The organism is Devosia sp. P2_G7, assembly GCF_056403495.1.
Map to the genome: position 1 here is coordinate 1 of NZ_JBFUFI010000008.1, position 15,481 is coordinate 15,481.

Sequence of the window (15,481 nt, forward strand, 5' to 3'; positions counted from 1 at the left end):
GCCCTCGCGTGATAGCGGCTTGACCGGCGAACCGGTCCTTGCCGTGATGGTTTCCGCCTGAACTGCAGCGACCCGCAGCCCACCCGGTCTCCTCCGCACCAACCACTCGTCATGATCTCGCTTCGGTGCAGCAGATGGGGGGAGAATCGCATGGGTGGGAAGTGGGGGGATAGATCGGCGCAAGATTCTCGCAACGCCTTGCCCGGCCTCGTGATTGTGGCTCCGCTCACCCCTCCCATCCTCCCCCGTCAGAGGGGGAGGTGCCGCAGCGCGTTTGGGGCACCATCGAGCCCCCACCGTCGTGGCTTGTACGCCCCCCTCCACCATGCTTTGCATGGTCCCTCTCGCCCGCCACGCGGGGGAGGATCAGGGAGAGATCTCAGCTTACGGCGGCGAAGCGTTCGTCGAAGGCGTAGCCGGCGCCGCGGACGGTGCGGATGGGGTCGGCGTCGCGGTGGCGGTTGATGGCTTTGCGGAGGCGGCCGACGTGGACGTCGACGGTACGTTCGTCGACATAGACGTCGTTGCCCCAGACGCCGTCGAGCAATTGCTCGCGGGAATAGACCCGGCCGGGGTGGCGCATCAGGTATTCGAGCAGGCGGTACTCGGTGGGGCCGAGGTGCACTTCACGGCCACCGCGGCGGACGCGGTGGCTGGTGCGGTCGAGCTCGAGGTCGCCGGCCTTCAGCACGGCGGTGACCAGCTGCGGGCTGGAGCGGCGGAGCAGCGCGTTGATGCGGGCGAGGAGCTCGGGGATCGAGAAGGGTTTTACGACGTAATCGTCGGCGCCGGTGGCGAGGCCGCGGACGCGTTCTTCTTCCTCGCCGCGCGCGGTGATCATGATGATCGGGGTGCGCGCCGTTTCCTCGCGGGAACGCCAGCGGCGGCAGAGTTCGATGCCGCTGAGGCCCGGCAGCATCCAGTCGAGCAGGATCAGGTCGGGGACGCCGTCACGGATGCGCTCCACCGCCTCGTCGCCCGAGGCGGCCGTGGCGACCCGGAAGCCTTCGGCCTCGAGGTTGTAGCGCAGCAGGACGGCCAGATCGGCTTCGTCCTCGACGATCAGGATGGTAGCGGACATCGGATCACCCTAGCGCTGCTGGCGCTGCTGTTCCTCGGCGCCGAGATGGCGACCGGTTTCGAGGTAGTACGCGGCTTCGGCGATGTTGGTGGCGTGGTCGCCGACGCGTTCGAGGCTCTTGGTGCAGAACAGCAGATGCGTGCACTGCGTGATGTTGCGCGGGTCTTCCATCATGTAGGTGAGGAGTTCGCGGAACAGCGAGTTGTACATCGCGTCGACCTCGTCGTCGCGATTGCACACTTCGACGGCCGCGGCAGAGTCGCGGCTGAGATAGGCATCGATGGCGCTCTTCAGCTGGCGGGCGACCAGCTCTTTCATGTGCTTGACGCCGTTGTAGAATTTCGGCGCGAGGCCGAGTGCTTCGATCTGCATGGCGCGCTTGGCCAACTGCTTGGCCATATCGCCAGTGCGCTCGAGATCGTTGGCGACCTGGATAGCGGTGACGACCATGCGGAGGTCGGCGGCCATCGGCTGGCGACGGGCGATGATCGAGACGGCAGCGTCGTTGATGTTCTGCTGCATCTCGTCGATCTTCTTGTCGAACAGGCGCACGTCCTGGGCCTGCTTGTGGTCGAGCTTCAGCAGCGCGACGGCGGCCTCGGTGATGGCCTGCTCGACCATGCCGCCCATCTCGGAAATGGACTTGTTGAGGTTGGTGAGTTCATCCTCGTAGGAGGAAACGATGTGCTCGTTGAGCGATGCCATTCTCTCGAATTCCTCTCGGGTCAGCCGATACGGCCGGTGATGTAGTCCTGCGTCTGCTTGTTCCGCGGATTGGTGAAGATGTCCTCGGTCTTGCCTTCCTCGATAAGCTTACCGAGGTGGAAGAACGCGGTCTTCTGGCTGACGCGGGCCGCCTGCTGCATGGAGTGGGTGACGATGACGATGGTGAAGTTCTCACGCAGTTCGTCAATGAGCTCTTCAATGACCGCGGTGGCGATCGGATCGAGGGCCGAGCACGGCTCATCCATCAGCAGCACTTCAGGCTTGGTGGCGATGGCGCGGGCAATGCAGAGGCGCTGCTGCTGGCCACCGGAAAGGCCGGTGCCCGGCTCCTGCAGGCGATCCTTTACTTCGTTCCAGAGGCCGGCGCGGCGCAGCGACGAGTGCACGATCTCGTCGAGGTCGCCCTTGTTGCGGGCGAGGCCGTGAATCTTGGGGCCGTAGGCGACGTTTTCGTAGATCGACTTGGGGAACGGATTGGGCTTCTGGAACACCATGCCGACGCGGGCGCGCAGCTCGACCACGTCGATCGAGGGATCGTAGATATCGTCCTCGTCGAGGTTGATCTTGCCGGTGACGCGGCAGCCATCGATGGTGTCGTTCATGCGGTTGAGCGAGCGCAGGAACGTCGACTTGCCGCAACCCGAGGGGCCGATCAGCGAGGTGACGTTGAACTGCTCGATCTTCAGGTTGACGTCGAACAGGGCCTGCTTGGCTCCGTAGAACACGCAGACATCCTCGCCCGTCATCTTGGGCGGGGCGTTGGGGCGCGAGACGGGGGCGGCGGTAGTCGCAACGGATTCGAGGGACATGTCGGTCATCCAGGTCAGGGGGTTACCAGCGGCGCTCGAAGCGGCGGCGGAGGAGAATGGCGGCAAGGTTCATCAGGGCAAGGAAGACGAGCAGCACGATGATGGCGCCAGAGGTGCGTTCGACAAAGGCACGCTCGGCTTCGTTGGCCCACATGTAGATCTGCACCGGCAGGGCCGTGGCAGGATCGAGCGGTGTGGTCGGGCTGTCGGCGACGAAGGCGACCATGCCGATGAGCAGCAGCGGCGCGGTTTCGCCGAGCGCACGAGCCAGGCCGATGATGGTGCCGGTGAGGATGCCCGGGGTGGCGAGCGGCAGCACGTGATCGAACACCATCTGCATCTTCGATGCGCCGATGCCGAGGGCGGCGGAGCGGATCGAAGGCGGCACCGAGCGGAGCGCGGCGCGGGTGGCGATGATGATGGTGGGGAGCGTCATCAGGGTGAGGACGAGGCCACCGACGATCGGCGCCGAACGCGGCAGGCCGAAGAAGTTGATGAAGACCGCGAGACCGAGGAGGCCGAAGACGATCGAGGGCACGGCCGCGAGGTTGTTGATGTTCACCTCGATGAAATCGGTGAAGCGGTTCTTCTTGGCGAATTCCTCGAGATAGATCGAGGCGGCAACGCCGATGGGGAGCGCGCAGCAGAGCACGATCAGCATCATGTAGAGCGAGCCGATCAGCGCCACGCTGAGGCCGGATGTCTCCGGGCGGCTGGAGGCGCCGAAGGTGAGCAGGCCCCAGTTGAAGGGGGTCGAGATGGCGCCCTGCTGCTTGAGCTGGTTGAGCCAGGCGACCTGCTGGTCGGAAACCTTGCGCTTGGCCTCGGGAACATTGAGATCGATCTGGCCCTTGTTGGCGCTGTCGATATCGGCGGCGGCCAGCAGCGCAACGCTGCGAGTGGTGCCGACGACGGAGGGGTCGGCCATGACGACTTCGCGCAGATTGGCGCGCGAGCCTTCCGAGACGAACTCGGCGATCTGACGCATCGCCGCCTTGTCGTCGAGGGAGACGCCTAGGGCCTTGGCCACGGCGTTGCGGGCGATAACGGGATAGTTTGCCGAGACCAGGACCTTGGGATCGGTGGCGCGCTTGTCGTTCTTGTCGATGATCGACGCCGTGAACTCCACCGGCACGGTGATCGTGGTCTGGACGAAGGCCGTGTAGCCCTTGCTAAAGATCGAGAAGAGCAGGATCGCGAGGAACCCTAGGCCGATGACGATCGCGAGGATGCCGTAGAGACGGAAGCGGAACTCGGCGGCGTGGCGGCGCTTCAGGCCGAAATCACGGCGTGACGTGGTGGCAGCCTCAAGGCTTGCGCGGGGCAAGGCAGCGTCGGTCATTCATACTGCTCCCGGTACTTGCGCACGATATAGAGCGCATAGACGTTCATGCCGAGGGTGACGGCGAAGAGGGTTAGGCCCAGCGCGAAGGCGACCAGGGTCTGTGGCGAGTTGAACTCGAGATCGCCGGTCAGCTGGTTGACGATCTTGACCGTGATGGTGGTCATCGCCTCGAACGGATTGAAGTTGATGCGGGCGGCCACACCTGCGGCAAGCACCACGATCATGGTTTCGCCGATGGCACGCGAGGCCGTGAGCAGCAGCGCGCCGACGATGCCGGGAAGCGCCGCGGGCAGGATCACCTTGCGGATGGTCTCGGAACGGGTGGCACCGAGCGCCAGCGAGCCATCACGCATGGCGCGGGGGACGGCGGTGATCACGTCGTCGGAGAGCGAAGAGACCACCGGAATCAGCATCACACCCATGACGAGGCCGGCGGTGAACACCGACTGGGCCTGGATGAAGGCGAAGCCACCGGAGAGCGCCATCGAGAGATCGCGGAAGAAGGGCCCGAGGGTCACGACGGCGAAGATGCCGTAGACGATGGTGGGGATGCCGGCGAGCAGTTCGAGCAGCGGCTTGACCGTCGAGCGGACCCGGTTCGAGGCATATTCGCCCATGTAGACGGCGGCCATGAGGCCCACGGGGACGGCGAACAGCATCGAGACGAGCGCAATGTAGAGCGTGCCCATCAAGAGCGGGATGAGGCCGAACTGGCCTTCCGCGCCGCCCGAGCCGGCCGCGGCGAAGCGCGGGTCCCAGACGGTGCCGAAGAAGAAGGTCAGCGGATTGATGTCGGAGAAGAAGTGAATGGTCTCGCCCAGCATCGACAGGATGATGCCGACGGTGGTGAGGATGGCGACCGTGGAGGCGCCGAGCAGGGACCAGAGCACAACCCGCTCGACCTCGTTGCGGGCCCTGAGGCGCAGCCGGATGCGGGAGTAGGCGAAGGCGGCGCCGGCGAGCGAGATCAGCAGCGTCAGGCCTTGGCCGAGGAGCTTATGGACGTTGCCATCGGCATTCACGCCGGCGGCAAGCGGCACCATGTAGTCCTCGCCGCTATCGGCCATGGTGATGCCGGCCGAGGAGGCCATGTCGCGTAGAGCGGCGTAGGAGGTCGGGACATTTTCGCCCGCGAGGCCAAGCCGGCCCAGCGCGTTGGCGGTGTTGTGGACGATACCGATCTGGAGGCTGGCAGCGGCAGGATCCGGAACGTGGGTCGCGACTTCGGTGCGGATACGGCTCTCGAGCAGGCCGGAGGAAACCGAGCTCACGACGAGGAAGACGAGCAGCGCCGGAACGACCGCGAAGATGAAGGCGAGCCAGCCGTGATAGGTCGGCAGGGAATGGGGAACTTCCTTGGCCCGATCCGTGCCGTCGCGCTGCACGCGGGCGCGCTGAGCGGCGAAGAAATAGGAGACGGCACCAATAGCCAGAACGATGGCGACAACCCAGCCGGCAGACATCGATACCTTACCTCACTTGCCCCGAAAACAGACCGCCCGGAGGCGGGAGAAGGGGGGGGGGGGGGGGGCCCCCCCCCGTACTGAGCGAGCGGCGAGTCCGGCCCGATCATGTCGTCCGAGATGAAGAAGTCGACATATTCCTTGAGGCCCGGGATGACGCCGATGTGTGCCTTCTTGACGTAGAAGAACAGCGGACGCGAGACCGGGTAGGTGCCGTCAGCGATGGTGGCGGTCGAGGGGACGATCCCGCCGACGGTCGCGACCTTCAGCTTGTCGGCATTGTTCTCGTAGAACGAGAGGCCGAACACGCCCAGACCGGTCTTGTTCGAGTCGATGCGAGCCAGGGTCTCGGTGTAGTCGCCGTCGATGTCCACGGCCTTGCCGTCCTTGCGGATGGCGATACAGGCCTTGGCGACGTCTGCTTCGGCGACGCCGGCAGCGGCCAGCGCGTCCTTGTCACAGCCAGCGGCGAGGAGCTTGGTCTCGAACACTTCGCGGGTGCCGTGCTTTTCGCCCGGGATGTAGGCAGCGATATCCCACTCGGGGAACGCCGCGTTCACTTCGGACCACTTGGTGTAGGGGTTGTCGACGAGCTTGCCGTCAACGACGACCTGGGCGGCGAGAGCCTTGTAGATGTCGACGGGCTGGATGGCGAAATCCGGGCCGGCGATGTCGGTGGCGAACACGATGCCGTCGTAGCCGATCTTGACTTCCTCGACGTCGGCGACGCCGTTGGCCTTGCAGGTCTCGAGCTCTTCGGCCTTGATCGGACGCGAGGAGTTCGCGATGTCGATCTTGTCTTCGCCGACGCCTTCGCAGAACTGCTTGATGCCAGCGCCCGAACCACCGGACTCAACGACCGGGGTCTTGAAGTCGGGGAAGGCCTCGCCGAACGACTCGGCGACGATCTTGGCATAGGGGAGAACGGTGGACGAACCGGCGACCTGAATCTGGTCGCGCGCCGCTGCGGCACCTGCGCCGGCGGCAAGCGCGATAACCGCGGCGCTCGCGAAAACTGCAATCTTCATGATGTTGTTCCCTTTCGGAAGGATTGGCCCATCAGGCCCGTCGACGGCCCGGTTCCTCCGGCCGCCCTGTCTGCAAGGGCGGAACCTAGGGGTGTTGCCCCAACGTTTTATGACAATCGGATTGCATTTCTGTGACAGGTTAAGCGACTGATCCGTAATAGCTATTCGTCGCAGATCAGGGTTCGGCCTGTGGAAACGGCCACGATTGTCATTTTCGGAGAAGGACTTCCACGCGGGTCCCCTGCCCCGGCTGGCTCTTGATCGAGAGCAGACCGTGATGGCGGGTGACGATGTGCTTGACGATGGCGAGGCCGAGGCCCGTGCCCTTCTTCTTGCGGCTACTGTCGGCGTCGACGCGGTAGAAGCGCTCGGTCAGGCGCGGCACGTGCTCGGCGGCGACGCCGATGCCGTGATCGACCACCGAGACCATGGCATCGAAACCGCGCCGGCCGGCGTCTGCGGACAGCGTGATGTCGATGGTGTCGCCGTCGGCGCCATACTTGATGGCGTTGTCGATGAGGTTCTCGAACACCTCGTACAGCTCGTCGCGATCGCCACTGATGACCACGGGCTCATTTGGAACCTGGACGTTGATCGTGGTGCTGGAATCCTCGGCCAGCTTGTGGAGGCCTTCGGCGACTTCGCGCAACAGGGTGCCCAGTTCGATCGGCGTAGTGGGACGCATGTGCTGGCGCATCTCGATGCGGCTCAGCGACAGCAGGTCCTCGATCAGCTTGGCCATGCGGGCTGCCTGGCCGCGCATCAGGCCGAGGAAGCGCTCGCGGGCTTCCTTGTCGTTGGCGGCAGGGCCGAGCAGCGTATCGATGAAACCGACGAGCGAGGTCAGCGGGGTGCGCAGTTCGTGGCTGGCATTGGCGATGAAATCGGTGCGCAGCGAGTCGAGGCGCTTGGACTCGGTGAGGCTTTGCAGGGTGATGACGAGCACGCCGTCATTGAGCAGATCACCAGGCGCCAGCGGCGCGACGGTCGCCTTGTACCAGGTCTCGGTGGGGACGGTCTGGTGCAACTCGATGGTCTGGGCAGGGCCAAGCCGCGCCGCCTCGATGGCCGAAAGCAACTGGGGGAAGCGCAGCGTGAAGGCGATCGGGCTGCCGGCGACGACGCCGGGGAAGTGCCGCATCGCGTGCGGGTTGATATGGACGATCACACTGCGGCGATCGATGACGATCGAGGGGTCGGGAAGCGCATCGGCGAAATGGCGGACGGCGTCGGCAAAGGCCAGCTCGCTCGTGTTGGCGCCGGGGACGACGCCGACTGTGGACTCACTGGTTTCGGGAACGAGGGCAGCGACGGCGACAATCACGGCGTAGGCAATGATGCCGATCCAGGGATCGAGGACGTTGAGACCGGCCAGCGTCATGAACACCAGCCCCATGGCGAGCAGCATCAGCAGGCGACCGTAAAGACGCGACCTGATCGTCTCGATCCAGTTCGAACCGGTCACTCCGCGCTGCGCTTCATCAGCCATCGAGACTTCCTTCGGCGCCGGAACGATTCTCCCCGGCTTGCCAGATGGGGGTGTTCATAGCACGGTTGTGACACCGTAATGACAGGTCCCGGAGTTCGTTCATGTCCGATACAATTGAAGGCTTCGACCTCGAAGACCCGGTGTTGCCGCGCTCGATCAAGAAGAAGGCGCTCGAGTCCGGCGGCTTTCCATATGACGAGAAAATGGACCCCGACCTGTTCGAGGCGGAAATGCTGCAGGTGCAGCGGCAACTGGCGCTGTTGCAGCACGACCAGCAAAAGACCGGCAAGCGCATCGTCATCCTGTTCGAAGGACGGGACGCGGCAGGCAAGGGCGGCGCGATCTCGGCGTACCTCGAAAACCTCAATCCGCGCTGGAACATGGACGTGGCGCTGCCCAAGCCCTCCGACCGTGAGAAGACTCAATGGTACTTCCAGCGCTATGTCGACTGGCTGCCGGCGGCTGGAGAGCAGGTGTTGTTCGACCGCAGTTGGTACAACCGGGCCGGTGTGGAGCCGGTGATGGGGTTCTGCACCCCTGAGGAGACGCAGAAGTTCCTCCACGAAGTGCCGGCCTTCGAGAGGATGCTGGTCCGAGAGGGCATCCACCTGCACAAATTCTGGCTGACGATCGGGCGGGAAATGCAACTCAAGCGGTTTCATGATCGGCGGCATGACCCGTTGAAGATCTGGAAGCTAAGCCCCGTGGACATCGAGGCGCTCAAGCGCTTCGACGACTACACCAACGCGCGCAACCGCATGCTGGAGGCGAGCGAGACCGAGCATGCGCCCTGGCACATCGTGTTCAACAACGACAAGAAGCGAGGGCAGCTCGCGATCATCCGCTCGGTGCTGCACAGCCTCGACTACGAGGGCAAGGACGAGGCCCTGATCGGGGCAATCGACGACAAGATCGTGCTCGATGCGGCCCGCTTCATGAAGACCCACAGCGAGATGTAGCGGGTGGATTGACCAGACGGTCAAAAACCCGTCAACTGGCTGTTAACGATCCGCACGGGAGGGCCTCGGGCGGAGCGAACAGCAAGGGCGATGGGCCTGGTGCCCGATACGCCCTACAGGGGTCAGTATGGTGGGCCATGAGGCCGACGCGCGCCACGAGGCAAGCGTCATTCCGCCAGTGCTGGTATTCAACGCCGAGGGGCGGGCACCCTTCGTGCTGGCCTGTGATCATGCCTCAAACCGCTTTCCCGACCGCTACGGTGATCTCGGCCTGACGCCGCACCAGCGGCTGATGCATGTGGCGTGGGACCCCGGCGCATTCGCCGTGGCGCTGGAGCTGTCGGAACTGCTGGACGCGCCGCTCGTCGCCTCGACTGTCAGCCGGCTGGTGATCGACTGCAACCGCGATCACGACGCGCCCGACCTGATCCCGGTAGTTTCGGAGCGGACCGATATTCCCGGCAACAAGGGCATCGGCGACAACGAGCGGGCGGAGCGGATCGGCGCCTTCCATGCGCCGTTTCACGATGCCCTCGAGTCGGTGCTGGAGACGCGCCGCGCCGCCGGCATCGAGACGCTGCTGGTCACCGTCCACTCGTTCACACCGGTCTACAAGGACGTGCCGCGGCCATGGCCGATAGGGCTGATCCATGCACGCGACGAACGCTTCACGGCGGCGCTGCGTGACGCATTGGCCGATGACGATGCGGGGCTCAACATCGGCTGGAACCAGCCTTACTCGGCGCTCAACGGCGTCACCTACACGCTGGAACATCACGGCGACGGGCGCGGGCTCGAAGCGACGATGATCGAGATCCGGCACGACGAAATTCTCGAACCAGAAGGGGTGAGCCTGTGGGCCGCCCGGCTGGCCCGGTGCCTCACCGCCGCGCTTGGGGCGCGTGGCGGGGCGCCGGCACACCGCGACGACCATTCCATGAGGGCATGAGGGCAATAGGAAGGGGTTAGCATGTCGACCGAACACCACGAGGACGTAAAAGTCCTCCACTCCATGGGCTACGCCCAGGAGCTATCACGACGCATGAGCGGGTTCTCGAACTTCGCGATTTCGTTCTCGATCATCTGCATTCTATCTGGCGGCATCAACTCGTTCGCGCAGGCGACGTCTTCGATCGGCGGTGCCGGCGCAGGCATCGGCTGGATCGTTGGTTGCTGCGTCTCGGGTTTCTTCGCGCTCGCCATGGCACAGATCGCATCGGCCTATCCCACGGCCGGCGGGCTGTATCACTGGGGCTCGATCCTGGGGAACCGCTTCACCGGCTGGGTTACAGCGTGGCTGAACCTGTTGGGCCTCATCACCGTGATGGGCGCCATCAATATCGGCACGGCGTTCTTCTTCGTCGGGACCTTCGGCTCGTGGTTCGGGATCACCGGGACGCCGGAACAGATCGTGCTGCTGGTTGCCGGCATCACTGTGGTGCAGGCGCTGATCAACCACCTGGGGATCGGGCTGACCGCCAAGCTGACGGACGTCTCGGGCTATATCATCCTCGGCACCACCGCCGCGCTGATCGTCTTGCTGCTGATCTTTGCGCCGAGCCACGATTTCACCCGGCTGTGGACCTTCACCAACTACTCCGGTGAAGCGGGCGGCAACGTGTTCCCGCAGAGCGACAACATGATCTACCTGTTCGCGCTCTGCCTGCTGCTGCCGATCTACACCATCACCGGCTATGACGCTTCGGCGCACACGTCGGAAGAGACGGTGCAGGCCTCGCGGTCGGTACCGAAAGCAATCGTCCAGTCGGTGGTGATTTCCTCGCTCGCCGGCTGGGTGCTGCTGAGCGCCATCGTCATTGCCATCCCCGACCTGGCGGTCGGGGCGTCGCAGGGCTGGAGCGTGTTCTTTGCCACGATGACGGCGATCATGCCGGGCTGGCTGGTCAACATCCTCTACCTGTTGATCCTCATCGCCCAGCTGCTGTGCGGCCTGGCGACGGTGACGTCTACATCGCGCATGATCTACGCCTTCTCGCGTGACGGCGGCTTGCCGGTTGGCTCGAAGACGCTCGCCTCGGTGAGCAAGCGGTTCCGGACGCCGGTGGCGGCGATCTGGACCGGCGCCATCCTCGAGATCCTGTTCGTGTGGATGGCGCAGACCGTGTCGATCGGCGGGACCAACATCTACACCATCGTGGTCAACGCCACGCTGATCTTCCTGTTCCTGTCGTTCACGGTGCCGATCGCGCTGGGCTTTTTCGCCATCGGGACGGACAAATGGCCGAAGATGGGCCCCTGGGACATGGGGATCGGGCTCTACAAGCTGTTCGCCGTGCTGTCGGTGCTGGGGATGATCCTCATCGTGTTCATCGCGGTGCAGCCGCCGAACGGCAACGTGCTGTGGATCACGCTGGCCTTCCTCGTCCTCGCGGCGATCCTCTGGTTCGCGTTCGAGAACAAGCGCTTCAAGGGGCCGCCGATCGGCGACGCAATCAAGCAGCGGCAGGCCGAAATCGCGGCGATCGAAGCCAAGTTCGGCGAGGGCAACGGCACCGCCAGCGACGCTGCGCCGGCCGAATAATCGAAGAAACCGAGGCCGCGGGTCTGGTGCCCGCGGCTTCCCAAAACCACAACAACGCGTGCCGGGAGTTTCCACATGGCGCAAGCCACCTATACGCTCGATCAACTGAAGGCCGACGTCAAAGCCGGCATCATCGACACCGTGCTGGTGGCGTTTCCCGACATGCAGGGCCGGCTGATCGGCAAGCGCTTCCAGGCCGAGTTCTTCCTCGAGGGCGCCATCGACGAGACGCATGGCTGCGACTATTTGCTGGCCAACGACATGGATATGGAGCCGGTGCCCGGCTACGAGGCGGCGAACTGGGCCAAGGGCTATGGCGATTTCGTCATGAAGCCGGATATCACGACGCTGATGAAGGCGGCCTGGCTGGAGGGCACGGCGATCATCCTCGCCGACCTCGTCGACCACCATCATCACGAGCCGATCCCGCATTCGCCGCGCGCTATCCTCAAGGCGCAGCTCAAGCGACTGGAGAAGCTCGGGCTGACGGCGAATTTTGCCTCGGAGCTGGAGTTCTACCTGTTCGACGAGGGCTTCAGGTCGGCCTGGGACAAGGGCTACAAGAACCTCACCACCGCCGGCTACTACATCGAGGACTACCACATCTTCCAGACCACCAAGGAAGAAGGGGTGATGCGCGCGGTGCGCAAGCAATTGCAGGCCTCCGGCATCCCGGTGGAGAACTCGAAGGGCGAGTGGGGCCCGGGGCAGGAAGAGATCAACGTCAAATATGCCGACGCGCTGACCATGGCGGACCGGCATGTGGTGATGAAGAACGCCATCAAGGAGATCGCCCACTTCCAGGGCAAGGCCGTGACCTTCATGGCGAAGTGGGATTTTGGGCTCGCGGGGTCATCGAGCCACATCCACATGAGCCTCGCCAAGGGCGGCAAGAACGCCTTCATCGATAGCAAGGACGGGCTCGGCATGTCCGAGCTGATGAAGCATTTCATGCAGGGGCTGCTGACTTACGCGGGCGACATCACCTATTTCCTCGCGCCCTACATCAACTCCTACAAGCGCTTCCAGGTCGGGACGTTCGCGCCGACCAAGGCGATCTGGTCATCCGACAACCGCACGGCCGGGTTCCGGCTATGCGGCGAGAACACCAAAGGCGTGCGCGTCGAGTGCCGGATCGGCGGGGCCGACCTCAACCCCTATCTCGCCTATGCGGCGCTGATCGCGGCGGGGCTGAAGGGGGTCGAGGACAAGCTGACGCTGGAGCCGGCCTTCACCGGCGATGCCTATGTGGGCGAGAAGCTGCGCGAGGTGCACAAGACGCTGCGCGACGCGATCGCCGCGATGCAGAACTCGAAGATGCTGCGCGAAGCGTTCGGCGAGCCGGTGATCGGCCACTATGTGCATACCGGCAACTGGGAGCAGTTCGAATACGACCGCCGGGTCACCGATTGGGAGTTGAAGCGCGGGTTCGAGCGCAGCTAGAACTCCGGGCACAACGACACAGGTGACAGATGACCGACAGGGTCCAGATCGTCTCGCCCATTGACGGGCGGGTTTATGCCGAGCGGAAGGTGGCCACGGGCGCCGAGATCGATACGGCGGTGGCAAAGACCCGGCGGGCGCGCGAGGTCTGGGGCGAGGTGACGGTCAAGGAGCGGGTGAAGTTCCTCGAGCACTTCCTCGATGGGCTGCTCGGCAAGAACGACGAGATCGTGCCGGAGCTGGCCTGGCAGATGGGCCGGCCGGTGCGCTATGGCGGCGAGAAGCGCGGCGTCGAGGAGCGCTCGCGCCATATGATCGGCATCGCCGAGGAGAGCCTCAAGCCCTCGATGCGGCCGGACAAGCCGGGCTTCCAGCGCTGGATTTCGCGCGAGCCGCTGGGCACGGTGATGGTGATCGCGCCGTGGAACTATCCGTACCTCACGGCGGTCAACACGATCGTGCCGGCGCTGATGGCCGGGAACGCGGTGATCCTGAAGCATGCATCGCAGACGCTGCTGGTGGGCGAACGGTTCGCCGAAGCGTTTGCGGCAGCGGGGATGCCGGACGGGCTGTTCCAGAACCTGGTGCTGAACCATGCCGACACCGAAAAGCTGATCGGCTCGGGCAAGATCGACCACGTCAACTTCACCGGCTCGGTGGAAGGCGGGCGGCGGATCGAGAGGGCGGCTGCGGGTACGTTCGCGACGCTGGGGCTGGAACTGGGCGGCAAGGACCCGGCCTATGTGCGGGAGGACGCCAACCTGACGCACGCGGTGGAGAACCTCGTCGACGGGTCGTTCTTCAACTCGGGGCAGAGCTGCTGCGGGGTGGAGCGGATCTATGTCCACGCCGGGGTGTATGACCGGTTCGTCAAGGATTTCGTCGAGAACGCCAGGGGTTGGACGCTGGGTAACCCGCTCGATGCCGACACCATGGTCGGGCCGATGGCGACGCCGCGCTTCGCCGACCTGGTGCGCGGGCAGACCCTGGAGGCGCTGCGCAAGGGCGCCAAGGCGCACCTCAATTCCAAGCACGACCTCGACGAGGAAAGCTCGCCCTACCTCGCGCCGGAGGTGCTGACCAACGTCAACCACCAGATGGCTGTGATGCGCGAGGAGAGCTTCGGCCCGGTGGTCGGCATCATGAAGGTGCGCGACGACGCCGAGGCGATCGAGCTGATGAACGATAGCCCGTACGGGCTGACGGCCTCGATCTGGACGGAGGACCTCGAGGCGGCGGCGAAGATCGGATCGAAGGTGGAGACCGGCACGGTGTTCGCCAACCGCTGCGACTATCTCGACCCGGCGCTAGTGTGGACCGGGGTCAAGGAAACCGGCAAGGGCGGCGCCCTGAGCGAGATCGGCTATGCGAACCTGACGCAGCCGAAGTCTTATCATTTGAAGGTAGTGTGAGCGTCATGACCAAGGCCAACTGGAATTATCCGACCGCTGTCCGCTTCGGTGCCGGCCGGATCAAGGAGTTGCCGGAGGCGCTGAAGGCGGCGGGGATCGCGCGGCCGTTGCTGGTGACCGATGCGGGGCTGGTGAATTTGCCGGTGACGCAGAACACGTTGAAATTGCTGAAGGAAGCCGGCTTCGAGGTGGGCGTATTCGCCGATGTGAAGCCCAATCCGATCTCGGCCAACGTGAACGCCGGCATCGAGGTGCTGCGCAAGGGCGGGCATGACGGGGTGATCGCGTTCGGCGGCGGCTCGGGGCTGGACGTTGGCAAGGTGATCGCCTTCATGGCCGGGCAGACCCGGCCCATGTGGGACTTCGAGGACATCGGCGACTGGTGGACACGGGCCGACCCGAAGGGGATTTTCCCGATCATCGCGGTGCCGACCACGGCGGGGACCGGCTCTGAAGTGGGCCGCGCCGGGGTGATCACCGACGAGACGACGCACACCAAGAAGGTGATCTTCCATCCGCTGATGATGCCGAAGATTGTCATTGCCGATCCGGAGCTTACGGTCGGCATGCCCACGTTCATCACGGTGGGGACAGGATTCGATGCGCTGGCGCATTGCCTCGAAGCCTATTGCGCCAAGGGGTATCATCCGCTGGCCGACGGCATCGCCGTGGAAGGAGTGCGGCTGGCGCTCGAGAACCTGCCCAAGGTGGTCGACAACCCCCACGATATCGAGGCGCGCGGCCACCTGATGAGTGCCGCGGCTATGGGCGCCACGGCGTTCCAGAAGGGGCTCGGCGCCATCCATTCGCTCAGCCACCCCGTCGGCGCGCTGTATGACACGCACCACGGCATGACCAATGCGGTGTTCATGCCCTACGTGCTGGCGGCCAATCGGGACGCGATCGAGGCGAAGATCGCGCGGCTCGCAGCCTATTGCGGGATGCAGCCGAACTTCGACTCCTTCCTCAGGGCGATCAACGGGCTTCGCTCGAAGCTCAATGTTCCCAATACGTTGCGGGACTTCAAGGTGGACGGGACGAAGCGGGAGCTGATCGCGGACATGGCGATCGTCGACCCGACGGCGGGCGGCAACCCGGTGGAGCTGACGAAAAAGCTGGCGCTGGAGATTTTTGATCGGGCGATGGACGGGCGGGTTTAGGGAGCTCAGGGCTTTCCTTCCCAC

General features: G+C 64.5%; 12 protein-coding genes and 1 pseudogene. 6 read left to right on the plus strand and 7 right to left on the minus strand.

The window, feature by feature from the left end; translation table 11 throughout:
• Positions 1-379: 379 nt before the first annotated feature.
• From phoB to AC1DWU_RS14030, 7 genes and pseudogenes are all read right to left on the minus strand, one after another.
• Positions 380-1,081 carry a phosphate regulon transcriptional regulator PhoB gene (gene phoB / locus AC1DWU_RS14000; protein WP_055047977.1) on the minus strand — a complete coding sequence of 234 codons (702 nt, stop codon included), beginning with the start codon at positions 1,079-1,081 and terminating at the stop codon, positions 380-382.
• A 9-nt stretch (positions 1,082-1,090) separates the two neighbouring features.
• A complete protein-coding gene (phoU, locus tag AC1DWU_RS14005; RefSeq protein WP_477150606.1) occupies positions 1,091-1,786 on the minus strand; it encodes a phosphate signaling complex protein PhoU in 696 nt (231 codons plus the stop codon).
• Positions 1,787-1,806: 20 nt separating this feature from the next.
• On the minus strand, positions 1,807-2,616 hold the full coding sequence (gene pstB, locus AC1DWU_RS14010; protein ID WP_477150607.1) for a phosphate ABC transporter ATP-binding protein PstB: 810 nt from the start codon (positions 2,614-2,616) through the stop codon (positions 1,807-1,809).
• Between the two features lie 22 nt (positions 2,617-2,638).
• Entirely contained in the window at positions 2,639-3,958 is a 1,320-nt protein-coding gene (gene pstA / locus AC1DWU_RS14015) for a phosphate ABC transporter permease PstA (RefSeq protein WP_477150608.1), read from the minus strand.
• On the minus strand, positions 3,955-5,424 hold the full coding sequence (gene pstC / locus AC1DWU_RS14020) for a phosphate ABC transporter permease subunit PstC (RefSeq protein ID WP_477150609.1): 1,470 nt from the start codon (positions 5,422-5,424) through the stop codon (positions 3,955-3,957). Before pstC ends, pstA begins: the two co-directional genes overlap by 4 nt.
• A 74-nt stretch (positions 5,425-5,498) precedes the next feature.
• A pseudogene (locus tag AC1DWU_RS14025) lies at positions 5,499-6,452 on the minus strand (substrate-binding domain-containing protein); the annotation flags it as partial.
• Positions 6,453-6,660: 208 nt separating this feature from the next.
• Positions 6,661-7,941: an ATP-binding protein gene (locus AC1DWU_RS14030; protein WP_477150610.1), complete on the minus strand. Its 1,281-nt coding sequence runs from the start codon at positions 7,939-7,941 to the stop codon at positions 6,661-6,663.
• Between the two features lie 101 nt (positions 7,942-8,042).
• Here AC1DWU_RS14030 and ppk2 point away from each other — a divergent pair, with 101 nt between their 5' ends.
• The 6 genes from ppk2 to AC1DWU_RS14060 all read left to right on the plus strand — a co-directional run bounded on the left by ppk2 (position 8,043) and on the right by AC1DWU_RS14060 (position 15,457).
• Entirely contained in the window at positions 8,043-8,900 is an 858-nt protein-coding gene (gene ppk2, locus AC1DWU_RS14035; RefSeq protein WP_477150611.1) for a polyphosphate kinase 2, read from the plus strand.
• Positions 8,901-9,027: 127 nt separating this feature from the next.
• The gene (locus tag AC1DWU_RS14040; RefSeq protein ID WP_477150612.1) at positions 9,028-9,849 is read left to right on the plus strand and encodes an N-formylglutamate amidohydrolase; all 822 of its coding nucleotides are present in this window, start codon (positions 9,028-9,030) and stop codon (positions 9,847-9,849) included.
• A 21-nt stretch (positions 9,850-9,870) separates the two neighbouring features.
• A complete protein-coding gene (locus AC1DWU_RS14045; RefSeq protein WP_477150613.1) occupies positions 9,871-11,442 on the plus strand; it encodes an amino acid permease in 1,572 nt (523 codons plus the stop codon).
• Between the two features lie 75 nt (positions 11,443-11,517).
• Positions 11,518-12,885, plus strand: a complete 1,368-nt coding sequence (locus tag AC1DWU_RS14050; RefSeq protein WP_477150614.1) for a glutamine synthetase family protein — start codon at positions 11,518-11,520, stop codon at positions 12,883-12,885.
• 29 nt (positions 12,886-12,914) lie between these two features.
• A complete protein-coding gene (locus tag AC1DWU_RS14055) occupies positions 12,915-14,297 on the plus strand; it encodes an aldehyde dehydrogenase family protein (RefSeq protein WP_477150615.1) in 1,383 nt (460 codons plus the stop codon).
• A gap of 5 nt (positions 14,298-14,302) precedes the next feature.
• Complete coding sequence (locus AC1DWU_RS14060; RefSeq protein ID WP_477150616.1) at positions 14,303-15,457, plus strand: iron-containing alcohol dehydrogenase; 1,155 nt, start codon at positions 14,303-14,305, stop codon at positions 15,455-15,457.
• Positions 15,458-15,481 lie beyond the last annotated feature (24 nt).